At 59.0% G+C, this 14,057-nt stretch carries 12 protein-coding genes; 5 read left to right on the plus strand and 7 right to left on the minus strand.

Annotation, left to right across the window (positions count from 1 at the left end; genetic code table 11):
- The first annotated feature begins 136 nt into the window (after window positions 1–136).
- The 4 genes from ampC to dtpB all read left to right on the plus strand — a co-directional run bounded on the left by ampC (window position 137) and on the right by dtpB (window position 5,962).
- A complete protein-coding gene (ampC, locus tag G5533_RS09185; RefSeq protein WP_201937292.1) occupies window positions 137–1,297 on the plus strand; it encodes an FOX/MOX family class C beta-lactamase in 1,161 nt (386 codons plus the stop codon).
- A gap of 296 nt (window positions 1,298–1,593) precedes the next feature.
- On the plus strand, window positions 1,594–2,766 hold the full coding sequence (locus tag G5533_RS09190) for an MFS transporter (protein WP_441254711.1): 1,173 nt from the start codon (window positions 1,594–1,596) through the stop codon (window positions 2,764–2,766).
- An 18-nt stretch (window positions 2,767–2,784) separates the two neighbouring features.
- On the plus strand, window positions 2,785–3,747 hold the full coding sequence (gene yidZ, locus G5533_RS09195; RefSeq protein WP_216979315.1) for an HTH-type transcriptional regulator YidZ: 963 nt from the start codon (window positions 2,785–2,787) through the stop codon (window positions 3,745–3,747).
- 709 nt (window positions 3,748–4,456) lie between these two features.
- A complete protein-coding gene (gene dtpB, locus G5533_RS09200) occupies window positions 4,457–5,962 on the plus strand; it encodes a dipeptide/tripeptide permease DtpB (RefSeq protein WP_368195500.1) in 1,506 nt (501 codons plus the stop codon).
- 57 nt (window positions 5,963–6,019) lie between these two features.
- Here the strand turns inward: dtpB and ruvX are convergent, their stop codons facing one another.
- The 7 genes from ruvX to metK form a co-directional block, all read right to left on the minus strand.
- Window positions 6,020–6,442 (minus strand): Holliday junction resolvase RuvX, encoded by a 423-nt coding sequence (ruvX, locus tag G5533_RS09205; protein ID WP_005343821.1) that lies wholly within the window; start codon window positions 6,440–6,442, stop codon window positions 6,020–6,022.
- A 43-nt stretch (window positions 6,443–6,485) separates the two neighbouring features.
- Entirely contained in the window at window positions 6,486–7,040 is a 555-nt protein-coding gene (locus G5533_RS09210) for a YqgE/AlgH family protein (RefSeq protein ID WP_005349793.1), read from the minus strand.
- A 201-nt stretch (window positions 7,041–7,241) separates the two neighbouring features.
- Complete coding sequence (gene gshB, locus G5533_RS09215) at window positions 7,242–8,192, minus strand: glutathione synthase (RefSeq protein ID WP_040066605.1); 951 nt, start codon at window positions 8,190–8,192, stop codon at window positions 7,242–7,244.
- 51 nt (window positions 8,193–8,243) lie between these two features.
- Window positions 8,244–8,975 (minus strand): 16S rRNA (uracil(1498)-N(3))-methyltransferase, encoded by a 732-nt coding sequence (rsmE, locus tag G5533_RS09220; RefSeq protein WP_441254712.1) that lies wholly within the window; start codon window positions 8,973–8,975, stop codon window positions 8,244–8,246.
- Window positions 8,976–9,094: 119 nt separating this feature from the next.
- On the minus strand, window positions 9,095–9,799 hold the full coding sequence (locus tag G5533_RS09225; RefSeq protein ID WP_376901506.1) for an endonuclease: 705 nt from the start codon (window positions 9,797–9,799) through the stop codon (window positions 9,095–9,097).
- A 73-nt stretch (window positions 9,800–9,872) separates the two neighbouring features.
- The gene (locus G5533_RS09230; protein ID WP_441254713.1) at window positions 9,873–10,400 is read right to left on the minus strand and encodes a SprT family zinc-dependent metalloprotease; all 528 of its coding nucleotides are present in this window, start codon (window positions 10,398–10,400) and stop codon (window positions 9,873–9,875) included.
- A 68-nt stretch (window positions 10,401–10,468) separates the two neighbouring features.
- Window positions 10,469–11,620, minus strand: coding sequence for a methionine adenosyltransferase (metK, locus tag G5533_RS09235; protein ID WP_042058491.1), 1,152 nt, complete (start codon window positions 11,618–11,620; stop codon window positions 10,469–10,471).
- 349 nt (window positions 11,621–11,969) lie between these two features.
- On the opposite strand from metK, the gene tkt reads away from it, so the two are divergent.
- Window positions 11,970–13,961 carry a transketolase gene (gene tkt / locus G5533_RS09240; RefSeq protein ID WP_005343828.1) on the plus strand — a complete coding sequence of 664 codons (1,992 nt, stop codon included), beginning with the start codon at window positions 11,970–11,972 and terminating at the stop codon, window positions 13,959–13,961.
- Window positions 13,962–14,057: the final 96 nt, after the last annotated feature.

Genomic DNA, 14,057 nt, shown 5'->3' on the forward strand with positions numbered 1-14,057 from the left:
ATACGCCAGCGAGCAGAGTAAGGGCTCATCGAGCGGTAAGCGATGCTCACTTCACCGAGACTTCACACAGTTTCATCGTGGGCACATACATCTTGTTTATGCTAATCCCAATTTCATTTGCCACGAGAATAACCCAATGCAATCACGAACCACGACTTCCCTATTAACGCTGGCCACCCTGCTGTTCTCTTCATTGTCATCTTCGCTCTCCTATGCTGCCGGTGAGGTATCCCTGAGCACAATAGTGGATGGCACCATTCAGCCGGTGCTCAAGGAGTACCGGATCCCGGGAATGGCGGTTGCCGTACTGAAAGATGGCAAGACCCACTATTTCAACTATGGCGTTGCCAACCGGGAGAGCGGTCAGCGCGTCAGCGAGCAGACCCTGTTTGAAATCGGCTCGGTCAGCAAGACCCTGACCGCGACCCTCGGTGCCTACGCCGTGGTCAAGGGGGGCTTCAAGCTGGATGACAAGGTGAGCCTGCACGCGCCCTGGCTGAAAGGGTCTGCCTTTGATGGTGTGACCATGGCCGATCTTGCCACCTACAGTGCAGGTGGCTTGCCACTGCAGTTCCCCGATGCGGTCGACTCGGCAGAGAAGATGCAAGCCTACTACCGCCAGTGGACGCCGCGCTTTGCCGCCGGTACCAAACGGGAGTACTCCAACCCCAGCATAGGTCTGTTCGGCTATCTGGCTGCGAGCTCTCTGGGCCAACCCTTCGAGCAACTGATGAGCCAGACTCTGTTGCCGGGGCTCGGCCTTGCCCACACCTACCTCAAGGTGCCTGCGGCAGCCATGGGTGATTACGCCTATGGCTACTCCAAAGAGGACAAACCGATCCGGGTCAATCCGGGAGTGCTGGCGGACGAGGCCTATGGCATCAAGACCAGCTCGGCGGATTTCATCAAGTTTGTCGAGGCCAACATGACCAAACGCGGTGATGTAACCATGCAGCAGGCCATTGCCATGACTCATACCGGTTTCTTCTCGGTAGGAGAGATGACTCAGGGGCTGGGCTGGGAGAGTTATGCCTATCCCGTCACCGAGCAGGCACTGCTGGCGGGCAACTCGCCGGCAGTGAGCTTCAAGGCCAATCCGGTGGAACGCTTTGCCGCGCCCAAAGATATGGGGGAGCCGCGGCTCTACAACAAGACGGGATCGACCAACGGCTTTGGTGCCTATGTTGCCTTTGTCCCGGCCAAGGGGATTGGCATCGTCATGCTGGCCAACCGCAACTATCCCAATGATGCCCGGATCAAGGCGGCCTACGCCATTTTGAGCAAGCTGGCCGACTAATCACGGGGGCTGCGTTTTACCGCAAGCGAGTGCGCCGGGATTGTACCCGGTGCACTTTTTATCGCGTTTATTTTTACTCAGCTCACGGTGCTCTTCTGCCCGGCGGCTTGTCCATCTAGTTGCCTGAATAGCACACCGATAGAAACAATATTTCCATTTTGGAATGTATAGATCGCCATCTCTTCACTAGGTGTGGTGGTAGCCCCCTCCTATAGTGCTCCGCATAGTCACCAGTTTGCCTGCTGTTTGTCGCGCTTTTGGCCGAACAGGGGCCAGATTTCTGTTACGGAGCCTCCATGAGAACTTTTTTGCTGTGCGCCTTTCTGATGATCATCCTCTATCCGGTCGGGATCGATCTCTATCTGGTCGCTGTGCCCCAGATTGCCGATGCCTTGCAGGCGAGCGAGGCGCAGATCCACACCGCCTTCTCTATCTATCTGTTCGGTATGGCGGCCACCGTGCTGCTGGGCGGGATGATTGCCGATCGCTACGGGCGGCGCTGGGTGGTGCTCGGGGGGGCGCTGATCTTTGTCCTCGCCTCGCTGGTGGCAGGCAATGCGGAGGAGATTGGCCAGTTCTATTTCGGCCGTTTCTGGCAGGGAGTCGGGGCGGGGGCGCTCTATATCATGACCTTTACCGTGCTGCGGGATGTGCTGAGTCAGGAGCGGCTGGCGATGGCGCTCTCGATGATCAACGGGGTGATCTGCGTGATCCCGGTGCTGGCGCCGGTGCTCGGTTACCTAATTCTGTCCCATTTTGACTGGCGCGGGATCTTCGTGGCGATGGCGCTGATGGCGGCTGTCAGCGGTCTTGTCAACCTGCTGCTGCTCAAGGAGACCCGCCCGGCGCGGCAACCGGGGAGTAGCGCGGGGCAACCCTTTGCCCTGCTGCGCTCCCCGCGCTTTATGTTGCTCTCCCTGCTGACCAGTGCCAGCGTGACCGCCATTCTGGTCTATGTCAGCGTCTCGCCGCTGATCCTGATGAAGGAGTTTGGCTTCACTACCGAGCAGTACTCCATCGTGATGATGGTGATGGCCGGCGTGAGTATGTCCACCTCCTTTCTGATGCCCCTGCTGTTGCGCTGGCTGGGCAAACAGAAGGTGCTGGCGGTGTCTCATCTCTCCTATCTGCTGGCGGCGTGCTCACTGATCGGCAGCTGGCAGGCGGGGGGCGATATCCATCTTTTGCTGCCGGGGTTTGCGCTGGTCTGTGTCGGCTTCTCCTGTGGCTTCGGGGTAGCGATGGGGGAGGCGCTCGATGGTTGTCAGCATAACGTGGCCTTTGCCAGCGCCGTGCTCTGCATCATGCAGATCAGCCTCTCCGGCCTCTATATCTGGCTGCTGGGCCAACTTGGCTTTACTCCGTCCGAGATGCTGATCTGCGCTCTGCTGCTGGCACTGCTCAGTTACCTGGCTGTCAAAGGGCTGTTACCATGGCTCGCGCTTCGTGAAGCGCGGTCGCAGGGCTGATGGAAGATGAGAGGGGATATGCGCAATCTGGGTGAACTCGATTTGAACCTGCTGGTGGTATTCAAGTACCTGATGCAGGAGCGCAGTGTGGCAGGGGCGGCGAAAAAGCTCTGTGTCACTCCGTCGGCGGTGAGCAAGTCTTTGGCCAAATTGCGGGAGTGGTTTGACGATCCCCTGTTTGTACGGGTACGGCAGGGGTTGCAGCCCACCAACCTCTCCCTGACCCTGGAGGAGGAGCTGAAGGTCTGGTTCCAGCTCACTGACAACATCACCTCGCTCAATAGCGAGGCGATCCCCGATGGTGCCCGCTTCACCCTAGTGATGGAGTCCCCCTTCTACATCAGCTTCCTGAGCGATCTGCCCATGACCATCTACCAGAAGTACCCCAACTCGGTGGTCAGGATGCTGGGGTGGGATCACCACTCCCTCAACGACATCGTCAATGGCGATGCGGATCTCGGCTTCTGCGCCCGCGAGACCCATGGCCGCTCCCTGGCCAAGGTCAACCGCTTGCCTTATTACATCGATCACGAGGTGCTGTTCACCGATCGCCCGGTGGTGTTCCTGCGCAAGGATCACCCCTTGCTCCAGCAGAAGTGGTCGCTGGAGAATTTTTTGGCCTGCCCCCAGATCAGCATGGTGTGGGAAGCGAACGATACCTGGGCCCTCGACAGTCTGCTGGAGGACGAGGGGCTGAAGCGGGAGGTGCCCATCATGGTCTCCAGCTTCGAGCAGGCGCTGCATATTGCCTCCCAGTCGAGCCACGAGCTGATTGCGGTGGCGCCCTCTTACTGTGGTGGTTATGCCAGTCGGCATCACGACAATCTGATCGCCATGCCGCTGCCGCTCCCCGAGAAGCTCTACGCCCAGCTGGAGATCGCCTTCATCCTGCTGTGGCACAAACGGCACAATCAGGATGCCAAGGTGATGTGGCTGCGCAACGAGATCCGGCGGCTCTACAACGACGAATCGCCACGCTAATGTGGCCGTGACGGTGCCCATCGAGCAGCCGGAGCCATCTGCTCCGGCTTTTTGTTGTCGTATCGCCCGGATGAGTGGGCTTTTGCACGACTTAAGTGCCGAGTTCGGGTTCAACTGTGTGCCATTCAACTCTCTTTATGCACAGATTAGCCTTGGTTGCACGTCTCGAGTGAAGCTCTTTTCACGAAAAAAATTCATGTGGTTTCATTAGAAAACTTCACTAATGGTCACTTTTAAAGTGTGATCGACCATTAAGTTCCTGTATTTGCAGTGATATAGCATGACACCCCTTGGAATGGCGGGGTTAGATAGCGCCTTCGTAGGTGACTGTCAGTAGAGCGCGGCGTGAGCCAGCCCCACAGGTCGTCTGTGGCCGTGTCATGCCCCGGCTATCTGGCCACCAGCCATGAGTGACGGAGCAGAGAGGAATAAGCATCAAGGTTGATAAACCGGCTTGAGTGAAGGGATGCAGCAAAGGTAGAACCCGGAGCCGGTAACTGTACTGGGAGACGCCACTCACCATCCCCCGATAACCCGTAATTGAAACCGGCTAGATGAAAAACACCTTTCATCGAACGGGGCGCTTGCACCCGAAAATAGCCAGATTGGCAGGCTGACTGTGCTCTCCGTTATAGCAATGGCGGGCAAAAAATAGTGCGGCAGCCACCATCAGATTAATAAAAATAAATCTCAGCAAAGGCAGGTTGATATGCGTCCAGCAACAGCACCGACCGGGTTGTTACAACAACCCAAACCCTTCTTTATGATATTTTTCGTCGAACTCTGGGAGCGCTTCGGTTATTACGGCGTGCAGGGGATATTGGCGGTCTTCTTTGTGCAACAACTGGGATTTTCCCAAGAGCAATCCTTTATTACCTTCGGTGCCTTCTCGGCGCTGGTATATGGCCTGATTTCGGTCGGTGGCTATGTCGGTGACCATGTTCTCGGCACCAAGCGCACCATGGTGCTGGGGGCCGTAGTGCTGGTGATAGGCTACTTTATGACCGGTCTGTCGATCTACAATCCCGACCTGATTTTCTATGCGCTGGGCACCATTGCGGTCGGTAACTGCCTGTTCAAGGCCAATCCGGCCAGCCTGCTGTCAAAATGCTACCAGCCAAAAGATCCGCGGCTGGATGGGGCGTTTACCCTGTTTTATATGTCGATCAATATCGGCTCCCTTATTTCCCTCTCGCTCGCGCCGGTAATTGCCGAACACTACGGCTATACCGTGACCTATAACCTGTGCGGGGTGGGGCTGATTATTGCGCTGCTTACCTTCTTTGCCTGCCGCAATATGGTCAAGGATATTGGCTCCGCGCCGGATCACCTGCCGCTCGATTACAGCAAGCTGCTGCTGGTTATATTGGGCTCGGTAGCCATGGTCTTCTTCTGCGCCTGGCTGATGCACCACGTGGTGATCGCCAACATGGTGCTGATGACGGTGACCATCGCCGTGGTGATCTTCTTCTTTCGTGAGGCGTTCAAGCTTGACACCGTGGGCCGCAACAAGATGTATGTGGCCTTCGTGCTGATGCTGGAGGCGGTGCTCTTCTACGTGCTGTATGCCCAGATGCCGACGTCTCTGAACTTCTTTGCCATCAACAACATGCACCACGAGATGCTGGGCATGAGCGTCAACCCAATCAGCTTCCAGGCGCTCAACCCATTCTGGGTGGTGGTGGGTAGCCCGGTACTCGCGATGATCTATACCCGGATGGGCAGCAAGGGGCGGGATCTCACCATGCCGCTCAAGTTCACCCTCGGGATGTTCTTCTGCTCGCTGGGCTTTCTGACGGCGGCGGCATCCGGCTGGTGGTTTGCCGATGAGCAGGGGCTGACCTCCCCCTGGTTTATGGTGCTTATCTACCTGTTCCAGAGTCTGGGCGAGCTGATGATCAGTGCGCTGGGGCTGGCGATGGTCGCCGCGCTGGTGCCACAACGGTTGATGGGCTTCATTCTCGGAATGTGGTTCCTGACTCAGGCGATGGCATCCCTGCTGGGTGGCTATGTGGCGACCTTTACCGCCGTGCCGCAAGGGATGACGGATCCGCTGCAAACTTTGCCCATTTACACCGGCGTATTTGGCAAGATCGGGATGGCGACCCTGCTGATTGCGGTAGTGATGGGGCTGATGGTGCCCTGGCTCAACCGGATGATGAATGCGACGCCGACAGAGGCCGAGGGGCTGGTGGCGGGACAATCACAGGCGTAATGAGGGGATAGTGCGAGACAAGGCAAGGGCGGCGACCCTTGCCTTGCTGTTGATGGTTTAGTTGTACTGCTCTTCCATCCAGGCTTCGACGATCAGCTGCGCCGATACCCCGTCCACACTGCCTTTCTCCAGCGCGCGATAGCCGCCTCGCTCAAACAGGCGGGCGCGGGCATCTGTGGTGGTGAGTCGTTCATCCTTGAACTCCACCGGCTTGCCGAAACGGCCATGCAGCCGGTTGCCGAATTTGCGGGCCCGTACCGTGATCTCCTGATCGGTGCCATCCATGTTCAGCGGCAGACCGACCACCAGCAGGTCCGGTTGCCACTCCTTGAGCAGCTTCTCAATCTCGTCCCAGTTGGGGATGCCGTCGTTGGCCTTGAGGGCGCGCAGAGGCTGGGCGGTGCCAGTCAGCTCCTGACCGATGGCGACACCAATGCTCTTGGTGCCATAGTCAAAGCCCATGATGCTGCGTGATGACATAACTGATAAATCCTCGAAATAGAGAGCGGAGCGGGCCAGCCGATCAGCTGTGGCCGATGTCGCTGGAGAGGTGAACCGGGTTCACCCCTATGCTGGCGGCAGCTTGCTGCCAACGTTTGTGAATGGGGGTCTTGAACACCAGAGCCGGATTGGGGGGGATCACCAGCCAGGCGCCGTCCACCAGCTCCTGCTCCAGCTGCCCGGCGCTCCAGCCGGCATAGCCAAGGGCCACCAGCCAATGGGCAGGAGCCTCGCTCGTACCCAGGGTTTCCAGAATATCCTTGGAGGTGGTCACCATCATCTCATCCCCCACCTGCAGGGTGGAGTTGAAACCGGGGCGGAAGCTGTGCAGCACGAAGCCGCGATCGGCGTGAACCGGCCCCCCTTGCAGTACCGGCTGCTTGAGCTCCGGGTTGTTGGGCGGATTGAGCTGGAGCTGGGTCAGCATGGTTTCCAGCGACATCTCCACCGGAATGTTGACGACCAGTCCCATGGCGCCCTCTTCGTTGTGCTCGCACAGATAGACCAGCGAGCGCTCGAAGTAGGGATCCGTCAGGCTTGGCATGGCAAGCAGGAAGTGATTTTGCAGTGTTTGCATAGAGGCCAAATAGTGCAAAGGTATTTGAGGTCAATTATGGCAGTTGATCCCCATGGGAAAAACCGCTTTTTGGGCTGGGCGAGATCCCGCCTCTTTCCGGATTGCCTTGAAACAGAGAGGGTGGCGCTGGGCCTCCCTCTCTGTTTCCGGGCTTGTCAGGGACGGGTTACCCCTGAACAGGCCGGTTAGCCTGCCTAGCGATTATTTGCCCAGCCGACGCTCGATGGCATCCATCAACATGCCGGTGATGTGCACATCGAAGGCCGCTTCAATCTCGCGAATGCAGGTCGGGCTGGTGACGTTAATCTCGGTCAGCCGATCGCCGATGATGTCGAGGCCGACGAAGATAAGGCCCTTCTCTTTTAACGTCGGGCCCACCGCGCGGGCGATAGCCCAGTCGGCTTCGCTCAGGGGACGCGCTTCACCACGGCCACCGGCCGCCAGATTGCCACGGGTTTCGCCTTGCGCCGGAATGCGGGCGAGGCAGTATGGAACCGGTTCACCGTCCACCACCAGCACCCGCTTGTCGCCATCCTTGATGGCGGGCAGATAGGTCTGCGCCATGCAGTATTGGCTGCCGTGGGCGGTCAGGGTCTCGATAATCACGCCGACGTTGGCGTCATCTTCCTTCATGCGGAAGATGGAGGCACCGCCCATGCCGTCCAGCGGCTTGAGGATCACGTCTTTGTGCTTCGCGTGGAAGGCGCGCAGCTTGTCGGCGCGGCGGGTCACCAGCGTGGTCGGGGTGTGCTCGGCAAACCAGGCGGTGTAGAGCTTCTCGTTGGCGTCACGCAGACTCTGCGGTTTGTTGACGATGAGGCAACCCTCATCCTCGGCCCGCTCCAGCATGTAGGTGGCGTAGATAAATTCGGTGTCGAACGGCGGATCCTTGCGCATCAGGATCACATCGAGGTTGGAGAGGGGCTGATCCACCACCTCGCCCAGGGTGTACCAGTCGGCATAGTCATATTTGACGGTGAGCGGGCGCATGGTGCCAAAGGCGCGACCGGCTTCCATGTAGAGATCCTTCATCTCCAGATAGAAGAGCTCATAGCCGCGCTTTTGCGCCTCTTCGAGCATGGCAAAGCTGGAATCTTTCTTGATGTTGATGGCCGAGATGGGGTCCATCACGATGCCGAGTTTAATGGTCATCCGAATATCCTTCTTGTGGCTCGATTGCTAGTGAGATTCTTAAAACCTGCTTCAGGCCAGATCGCCAAAGCGGCACTGCAGCGCAGTGATCGCAGTCAGGGCGGCGGTTTCGGTGCGAAGCACCCGCGGCCCCAGCAGCATCTCTTTGAAATCTTCCTGCACGGTACGGGCGATCTCGTCGCTCGACAATCCCCCTTCCGGGCCAATCAGCAGGCGCACCCCATGCTCGGGAACGGGCAGGGTGTTGATGCTGTACTCGGCGCGCGGGTGCAGGTTGAGCTTGAGTTCCTTGGTCTCTTCTGCCAGCCAGGCGTCCAGTTCCATCGGCATGCGCACCTCTGGCACCACGTTGCGGCCGCACTGTTCGCAGGCGCTGATCACCACCTTCTGCCACTGCTCGCGCTTCTTCTCCAGCCGGTCTGCTGGCAGCTTGACGCCGCAGCGTTCGGAGAAGAGCGGGGTGATGCAGGTGACGCCCAGTTCCACCGATTTCTGGATGGTGAAGTCCATCTTGTCGCCACGGCTGATCACCTGACCCAGATGAATGGCGAAGGGGGATTCCACCGATTGGGCATCGCAGCTGTCGATAGTCACGTCCACCGACTTCTTGCCGACGCTGGCGATGGTGGCGGGATATTGATTGCCATCGCCGTTGAACAGCTCGAGCTGCTGGCCCGGCTGCATGCGCAGTACCCGGCCGATATGGTTGGCGCCGTCTTCCGACAGGGCGATGGTCTGGCCAACTTGCAGGGTGGCCGGTTCATAGATACGTGGAATACGCATGTCTGCTAGTCAGTCTCTTGCTTGGAAACCCTTTATATCCTGCGCCGAGCAAGGCTCACGCGGCAGAAGGAAAGAGTTTCATGATAGGAGGGGCGATCCCCCTCCCTGGTCAAATGGGGTTATTGGCACTGCTTTTCAATAAAGGGATTGGTATTGCCCTGCAGCTTGCCGATGCGGCGGTTACGCTCGCACTCCCAGCCTTCTGCCGGGTACTGGCGATCCCAAGCTTCGAACAGTTTACGCTGTTGCGCTGCCAGACGCAGCCCATACTGCTCGCTCATGTAGAGGTAGGCGCGGGCGATCTGGCCCCGTACCGGCCCCTTGGGCGGCTGCACCCGACGCTCCTTGAAATCCACCAGCATCTGGCACTGGCCGTACTGATCCGGCTTGCCGTTCCAGTCGGAGAAGCGGAAGTTGGCGCGATCGCCGTTCACCTCACCGATGGCGGGGAAGAGGTTGTGCATGTCCCCCTCCATCTTGTTGAACTCGGGGCTCGCTTTTTCGCAGTTTTTGCGGCCGCCATCCTGCCAGCACTGCAGCTGGTGGCCGAACTCCCAGGCCGGTACCACGTGTTCCCACTCGATGCGGGCGGCGCGTTTGGCCTGCTTGCGCGGCTCATAGCCGCAACTGGCGAGATCCGGGCTCATTTTCTTGCCCTGATAGTCGATGTCGCAGCCGCAGTAGAAGGTGGTGACCGCAGTCTGGCTGCGATAGAGCTTCACCAGATCCTGCTTGGCTTCGCGAAAGGTCTGGGCGTGCAGGGGGGCGCTGAGCAGCGGCAAACCGGCCAGCAGGGTCAGGGCGAGGGAGGAGATGAAACGCATGGGATTCCTTGCAAACGGGATGATTGACGAACGATGGCGGGCACCCTACCACAGGGGCGCGACACAAGCTGGCTTACTGCTCTGGCTCCGGCCGTTCCCGCTCCAGCGGTTGTTTGCAGCGGCGGCAGTGATAGCGGGCCTCGCCACGCACCACCTTGTTGTGACGGCGAATAGAGAGCTGATGCTGCTGGCAGTGACAGCGATAGGGCACGGTGCGCTGGGCCAATACCGCCAGATCGAAGCTGTGGGTGGTTCTGGGCTCAAGGCCGAACACCTCCCGCATCACCGATTGCCACTGGCGGCCGTGGGGTAGCACCCGGTTTTTGCCGCGCCCGTCACCCCACAGGGCATAAACCAGCAGATGGGCCACCTCGTGGGGCACCACCTCATCCAGAAACGCCTGCTGGTTGGCCTGATAGAGGGCAGGGTTGAAGCGCAGCTCCCAGGTTTGCAGCCGCGCCGATCCCGCCGCCCGGCCCCGCATGTTGCAGTAGATCCGCGGGCGGGGGAAGGTGCGGCCAAGGCGCGCTTCGGCCTGCACAAAGCAGGCGTCGACGCGTTGTTGCAGCAGGGCGACAAGCTGGGCAGGAGTGGCAGACATCAACATCTCGTCAGATAGCGGATAAGCAAAAGGGGAGCCAGGCTCCCCTTTTATCACAACAGCGAGCCTTACAGGCCAGCGGCGGAACGCAGCAGTTCGGCCTTGTCAGTCTGCTCCCACGGGAACTCGTCGCGACCGAAGTGACCGTAGGCAGCGGTAGCCTGGTAGATCGGGCGCTTCAGATCCAGCATCTGGATCAGGCCGTACGGGCGCAGTTCGAAGTGCTCGCGTACCAGCTTGACCAGAAGATCTTCGGCGACTTTGGCAGTGCCGAAGGTTTCCACGCTGATGGAGGTCGGCTCGGCCACGCCGATGGCGTAGGAGATCTGGATTTCACAGCGATCGGCCAGACCGGCGGCAACGATGTTTTTGGCAACGTAGCGGGCGGCGTAGGCAGCGGAGCGGTCAACCTTGGAAGGGTCCTTACCGGAGAAGGCGCCACCACCGTGACGGGCCATGCCGCCGTAGGTGTCGACGATGATCTTGCGACCGGTAAGACCGCAGTCACCCATCGGGCCGCCGATAACGAAACGGCCGGTCGGGTTGATGAAGTATTTGGTGTCCTTGTTGACCCACTCGGCCGGCAGCACCGGCTTGATGATCTCTTCGCGTACCGCTTCAACCAGATCCTTGTGGCTGATGGATTCAGCGTGCTGGGTAGACAGTACAACGGCATCGACACCGATGATCTTGCCTGCGTCGTCGTAGGCAAAGGTCAGCTGGCTCTTGGCATCCGGACGCAGCCACGGCAGGGTGCCGTTCTTGCGCACTTCAGCCTGACGCTTCACCAGCAGGTGAGAGTAGGTGATGGGGGCCGGCATCAGCACGTCGGTTTCGTTGGTGGCGTAGCCGAACATCAGGCCCTGGTCGCCAGCGCCCTGCTCCAGCGGATCGCTGCGGTCAACACCCTGGTTGATGTCCGGGGACTGCTTGCCGATGGCGTTCAGCACGGCACAGGAGTCAGCGTCGAAGCCCATGTCGGAGTGGGTGTAGCCGATTTCACGCACGGTATCACGCACGATCTCTTCGATATCAACCCAGGCAGAGGTGGTTACTTCGCCGGCCACCATGACCATACCGGTCTTGACCAGGGTCTCGCAGGCGACACGGGCCTTGGTATCTTGCTTGAGGATGGCGTCCAGTACCGCATCGGAGATCTGGTCCGCAATCTTGTCGGGATGGCCTTCGGAGACCGACTCGGAAGTAAACAGCTTTGCCATGATATGAATCTCAGCTTGTCTGGGTTATCGCCACAGCAATAACCGGGTGAATGGGATGGTGTAGAGGTATCTACATCTGGACGTCTATATTAATTAGCGCCCCCCGCGATTGCCAGCACTATTTTGTCGCACAGTGTCCAATGGGTCACAAGCTGTGATCTCCTATCCCGAAAGGGATGGGGATCAAACGTTTTTCTCTGGTTGCTTTGGTCAATAGAGGGCAAGAAAAGCGATTGTCCTCCCAAAGCCACTTTATTCATCCAGATAATATTTGCACGCCGCGCGCCCTGCTGGGACAATAACGCGCCTTAATCTTGGCCATCAAATGAAGCAATCGCAGGAGATTCAGATGCCTTCTCGTAAAGAGCTTGCCAATGCCATTCGTGCATTGAGTATGGATGCCGTTCAAAAAGCCAACTCCGGTCACCCGGGCGCCCCCATGGGAATGGCGGATATCGCCGAAGTGCTGTGGCGTAGCCACCTCAGACATAACCCGAACAACCCCAAGTGGGCCGACCGCGACCGTTTCATTCTCTCCAACGGCCACGGCTCCATGCTGCTGTACTCCCTGCTGCACCTCTCCGGTTATGACCTCTCCATCGACGATCTGAAAAACTTCCGCCAACTGCACTCTCGCACCCCGGGTCACCCGGAGTACGGCTATGCACCGGGCGTTGAAACCACCACTGGCCCGCTGGGTCAGGGCATCACCAACGCCGTTGGTATGGCGATCGCCGAGAAAGCCATGGCTGAGCAGTTCAACCAGCCGGGCCACGACATCGTTGACCACTACACCTATGCCTTTATGGGCGACGGCTGCCTGATGGAAGGTATCTCCCACGAAGCGTGCTCCCTGGCAGGTACCCTGCAACTGGGCAAACTGATCGCGTTCTGGGATGACAACGGTATCTCCATCGACGGTCACGTAGAAGGTTGGTTCACCGACGACACCGTCAAGCGTTTCGAAGCCTACGGCTGGCACGTTATCCCGGCTGTTGACGGTCACAGCCCGGAAGCCATCAATGCCGCCATCGAAGCCGCCAAGGCCGAGACCGGCAAGCCGACCCTGATCTGCTGCCGCACCATCATCGGTTACGGTTCCCCGAACAAATCCGGTTCTCACGACTGCCACGGCTCACCGCTGGGCAACGACGAGATCGCCGCGGCTCGTGCCTTCCTGAAGTGGGACCACGCCCCGTTCGTTATCCCGGCCGATATCGCTGCCGAGTGGAACGCTCAGGAGAAGGGTGCCAAGCTGGAAGCCGACTGGGCTGCCAAGTTCGCTGCCTATGAAGCCGCTCACCCGACTCTGGCTGCCGAATTCAAGCGCCGTACAGCTGGCGAACTGCCGGCCAACTGGGCTGCCGAATCCGCCAAGATCATCGAAACCCTGCAAGCCAACCCGGCCAAGATTGCGACCCGTAAAGCGTCCCAGAACTCTCTGGAAGCGTTCGGCAAGCTGCTGCCGGAGTTCATGGGCGGCTCTGCCGACCTGGCTCCATCCAACCTGACCATGTGGTCCGGCTCCAAGTCCCTGACCAACGACGATGCCTCCGGCAACTACATCCACTACGGTGTACGCGAGTTCGGCATGTCCGCCATCATGAACGGTATCGCCCTGCACGGTGGTTTCATCCCCTACGGCGCTACCTTCCTGATGTTTATGGAGTACGCCCGCAACGCCCTGCGCATGGCCGCCCTGATGAAGCAGCGCGCTATCTTCGTTTACACCCACGACTCCATCGGTCTGGGTGAAGATGGCCCGACTCACCAGCCGGTTGAGCAGATCGCCTCCCTGCGTCTGACTCCGAACATGAGCACCTGGCGTCCGTGTGACCAGGTTGAATCTGCCATCGCCTGGAAACACGCCATCGAGCGTACCGACGGCCCGACCTCTCTGATCTTCTCTCGTCAGAACCTGGCCCAGATGGACCGTACTGCCCAGCAGCTGGCTGATACCGCCAAGGGTGGCTACGTGCTGAAGGATTGCGCCGGTACTCCGGAGCTGATCCTGATCGCCACCGGTTCCGAAGTGGAACTGGCCGTTGCCGCCTATGAGCAGCTGACAGCCAAGGGCCGTGCCGTGCGCGTGGTCTCTCTGCCGTCTACCGATGTGTTCGACGCCCAGTCTGCCGAGTACAAAGAGTCCGTCCTGCCGTCCTCCGTCACCAAGCGTGTGGCCATCGAAGCCGGCATCGCTGACTACTGGTACAAGTACGTCGGTTTCGGTGGCAAGATCATCGGTATGACCACCTTCGGTGAGTCCGCACCGGCCGAGCTGCTGTTCAAGGAATTTGGCTTTACCGTGGAAAACGTGGTTGCGACCGCTGAATCCCTGTAATTCCTGAAGATTGGGCCAGCTTGGCCCAATAGCCGGAAAATAAAACGCCCTCCATCGCAAGATGGGGGGCGTTTTATTTAGCTATTAATGTTAAAA

It is taken from the genome of Aeromonas sp. A600620 (assembly GCF_029479985.1).
Lineage (GTDB): Bacteria > Pseudomonadota > Gammaproteobacteria > Enterobacterales > Aeromonadaceae > Aeromonas > Aeromonas veronii_A.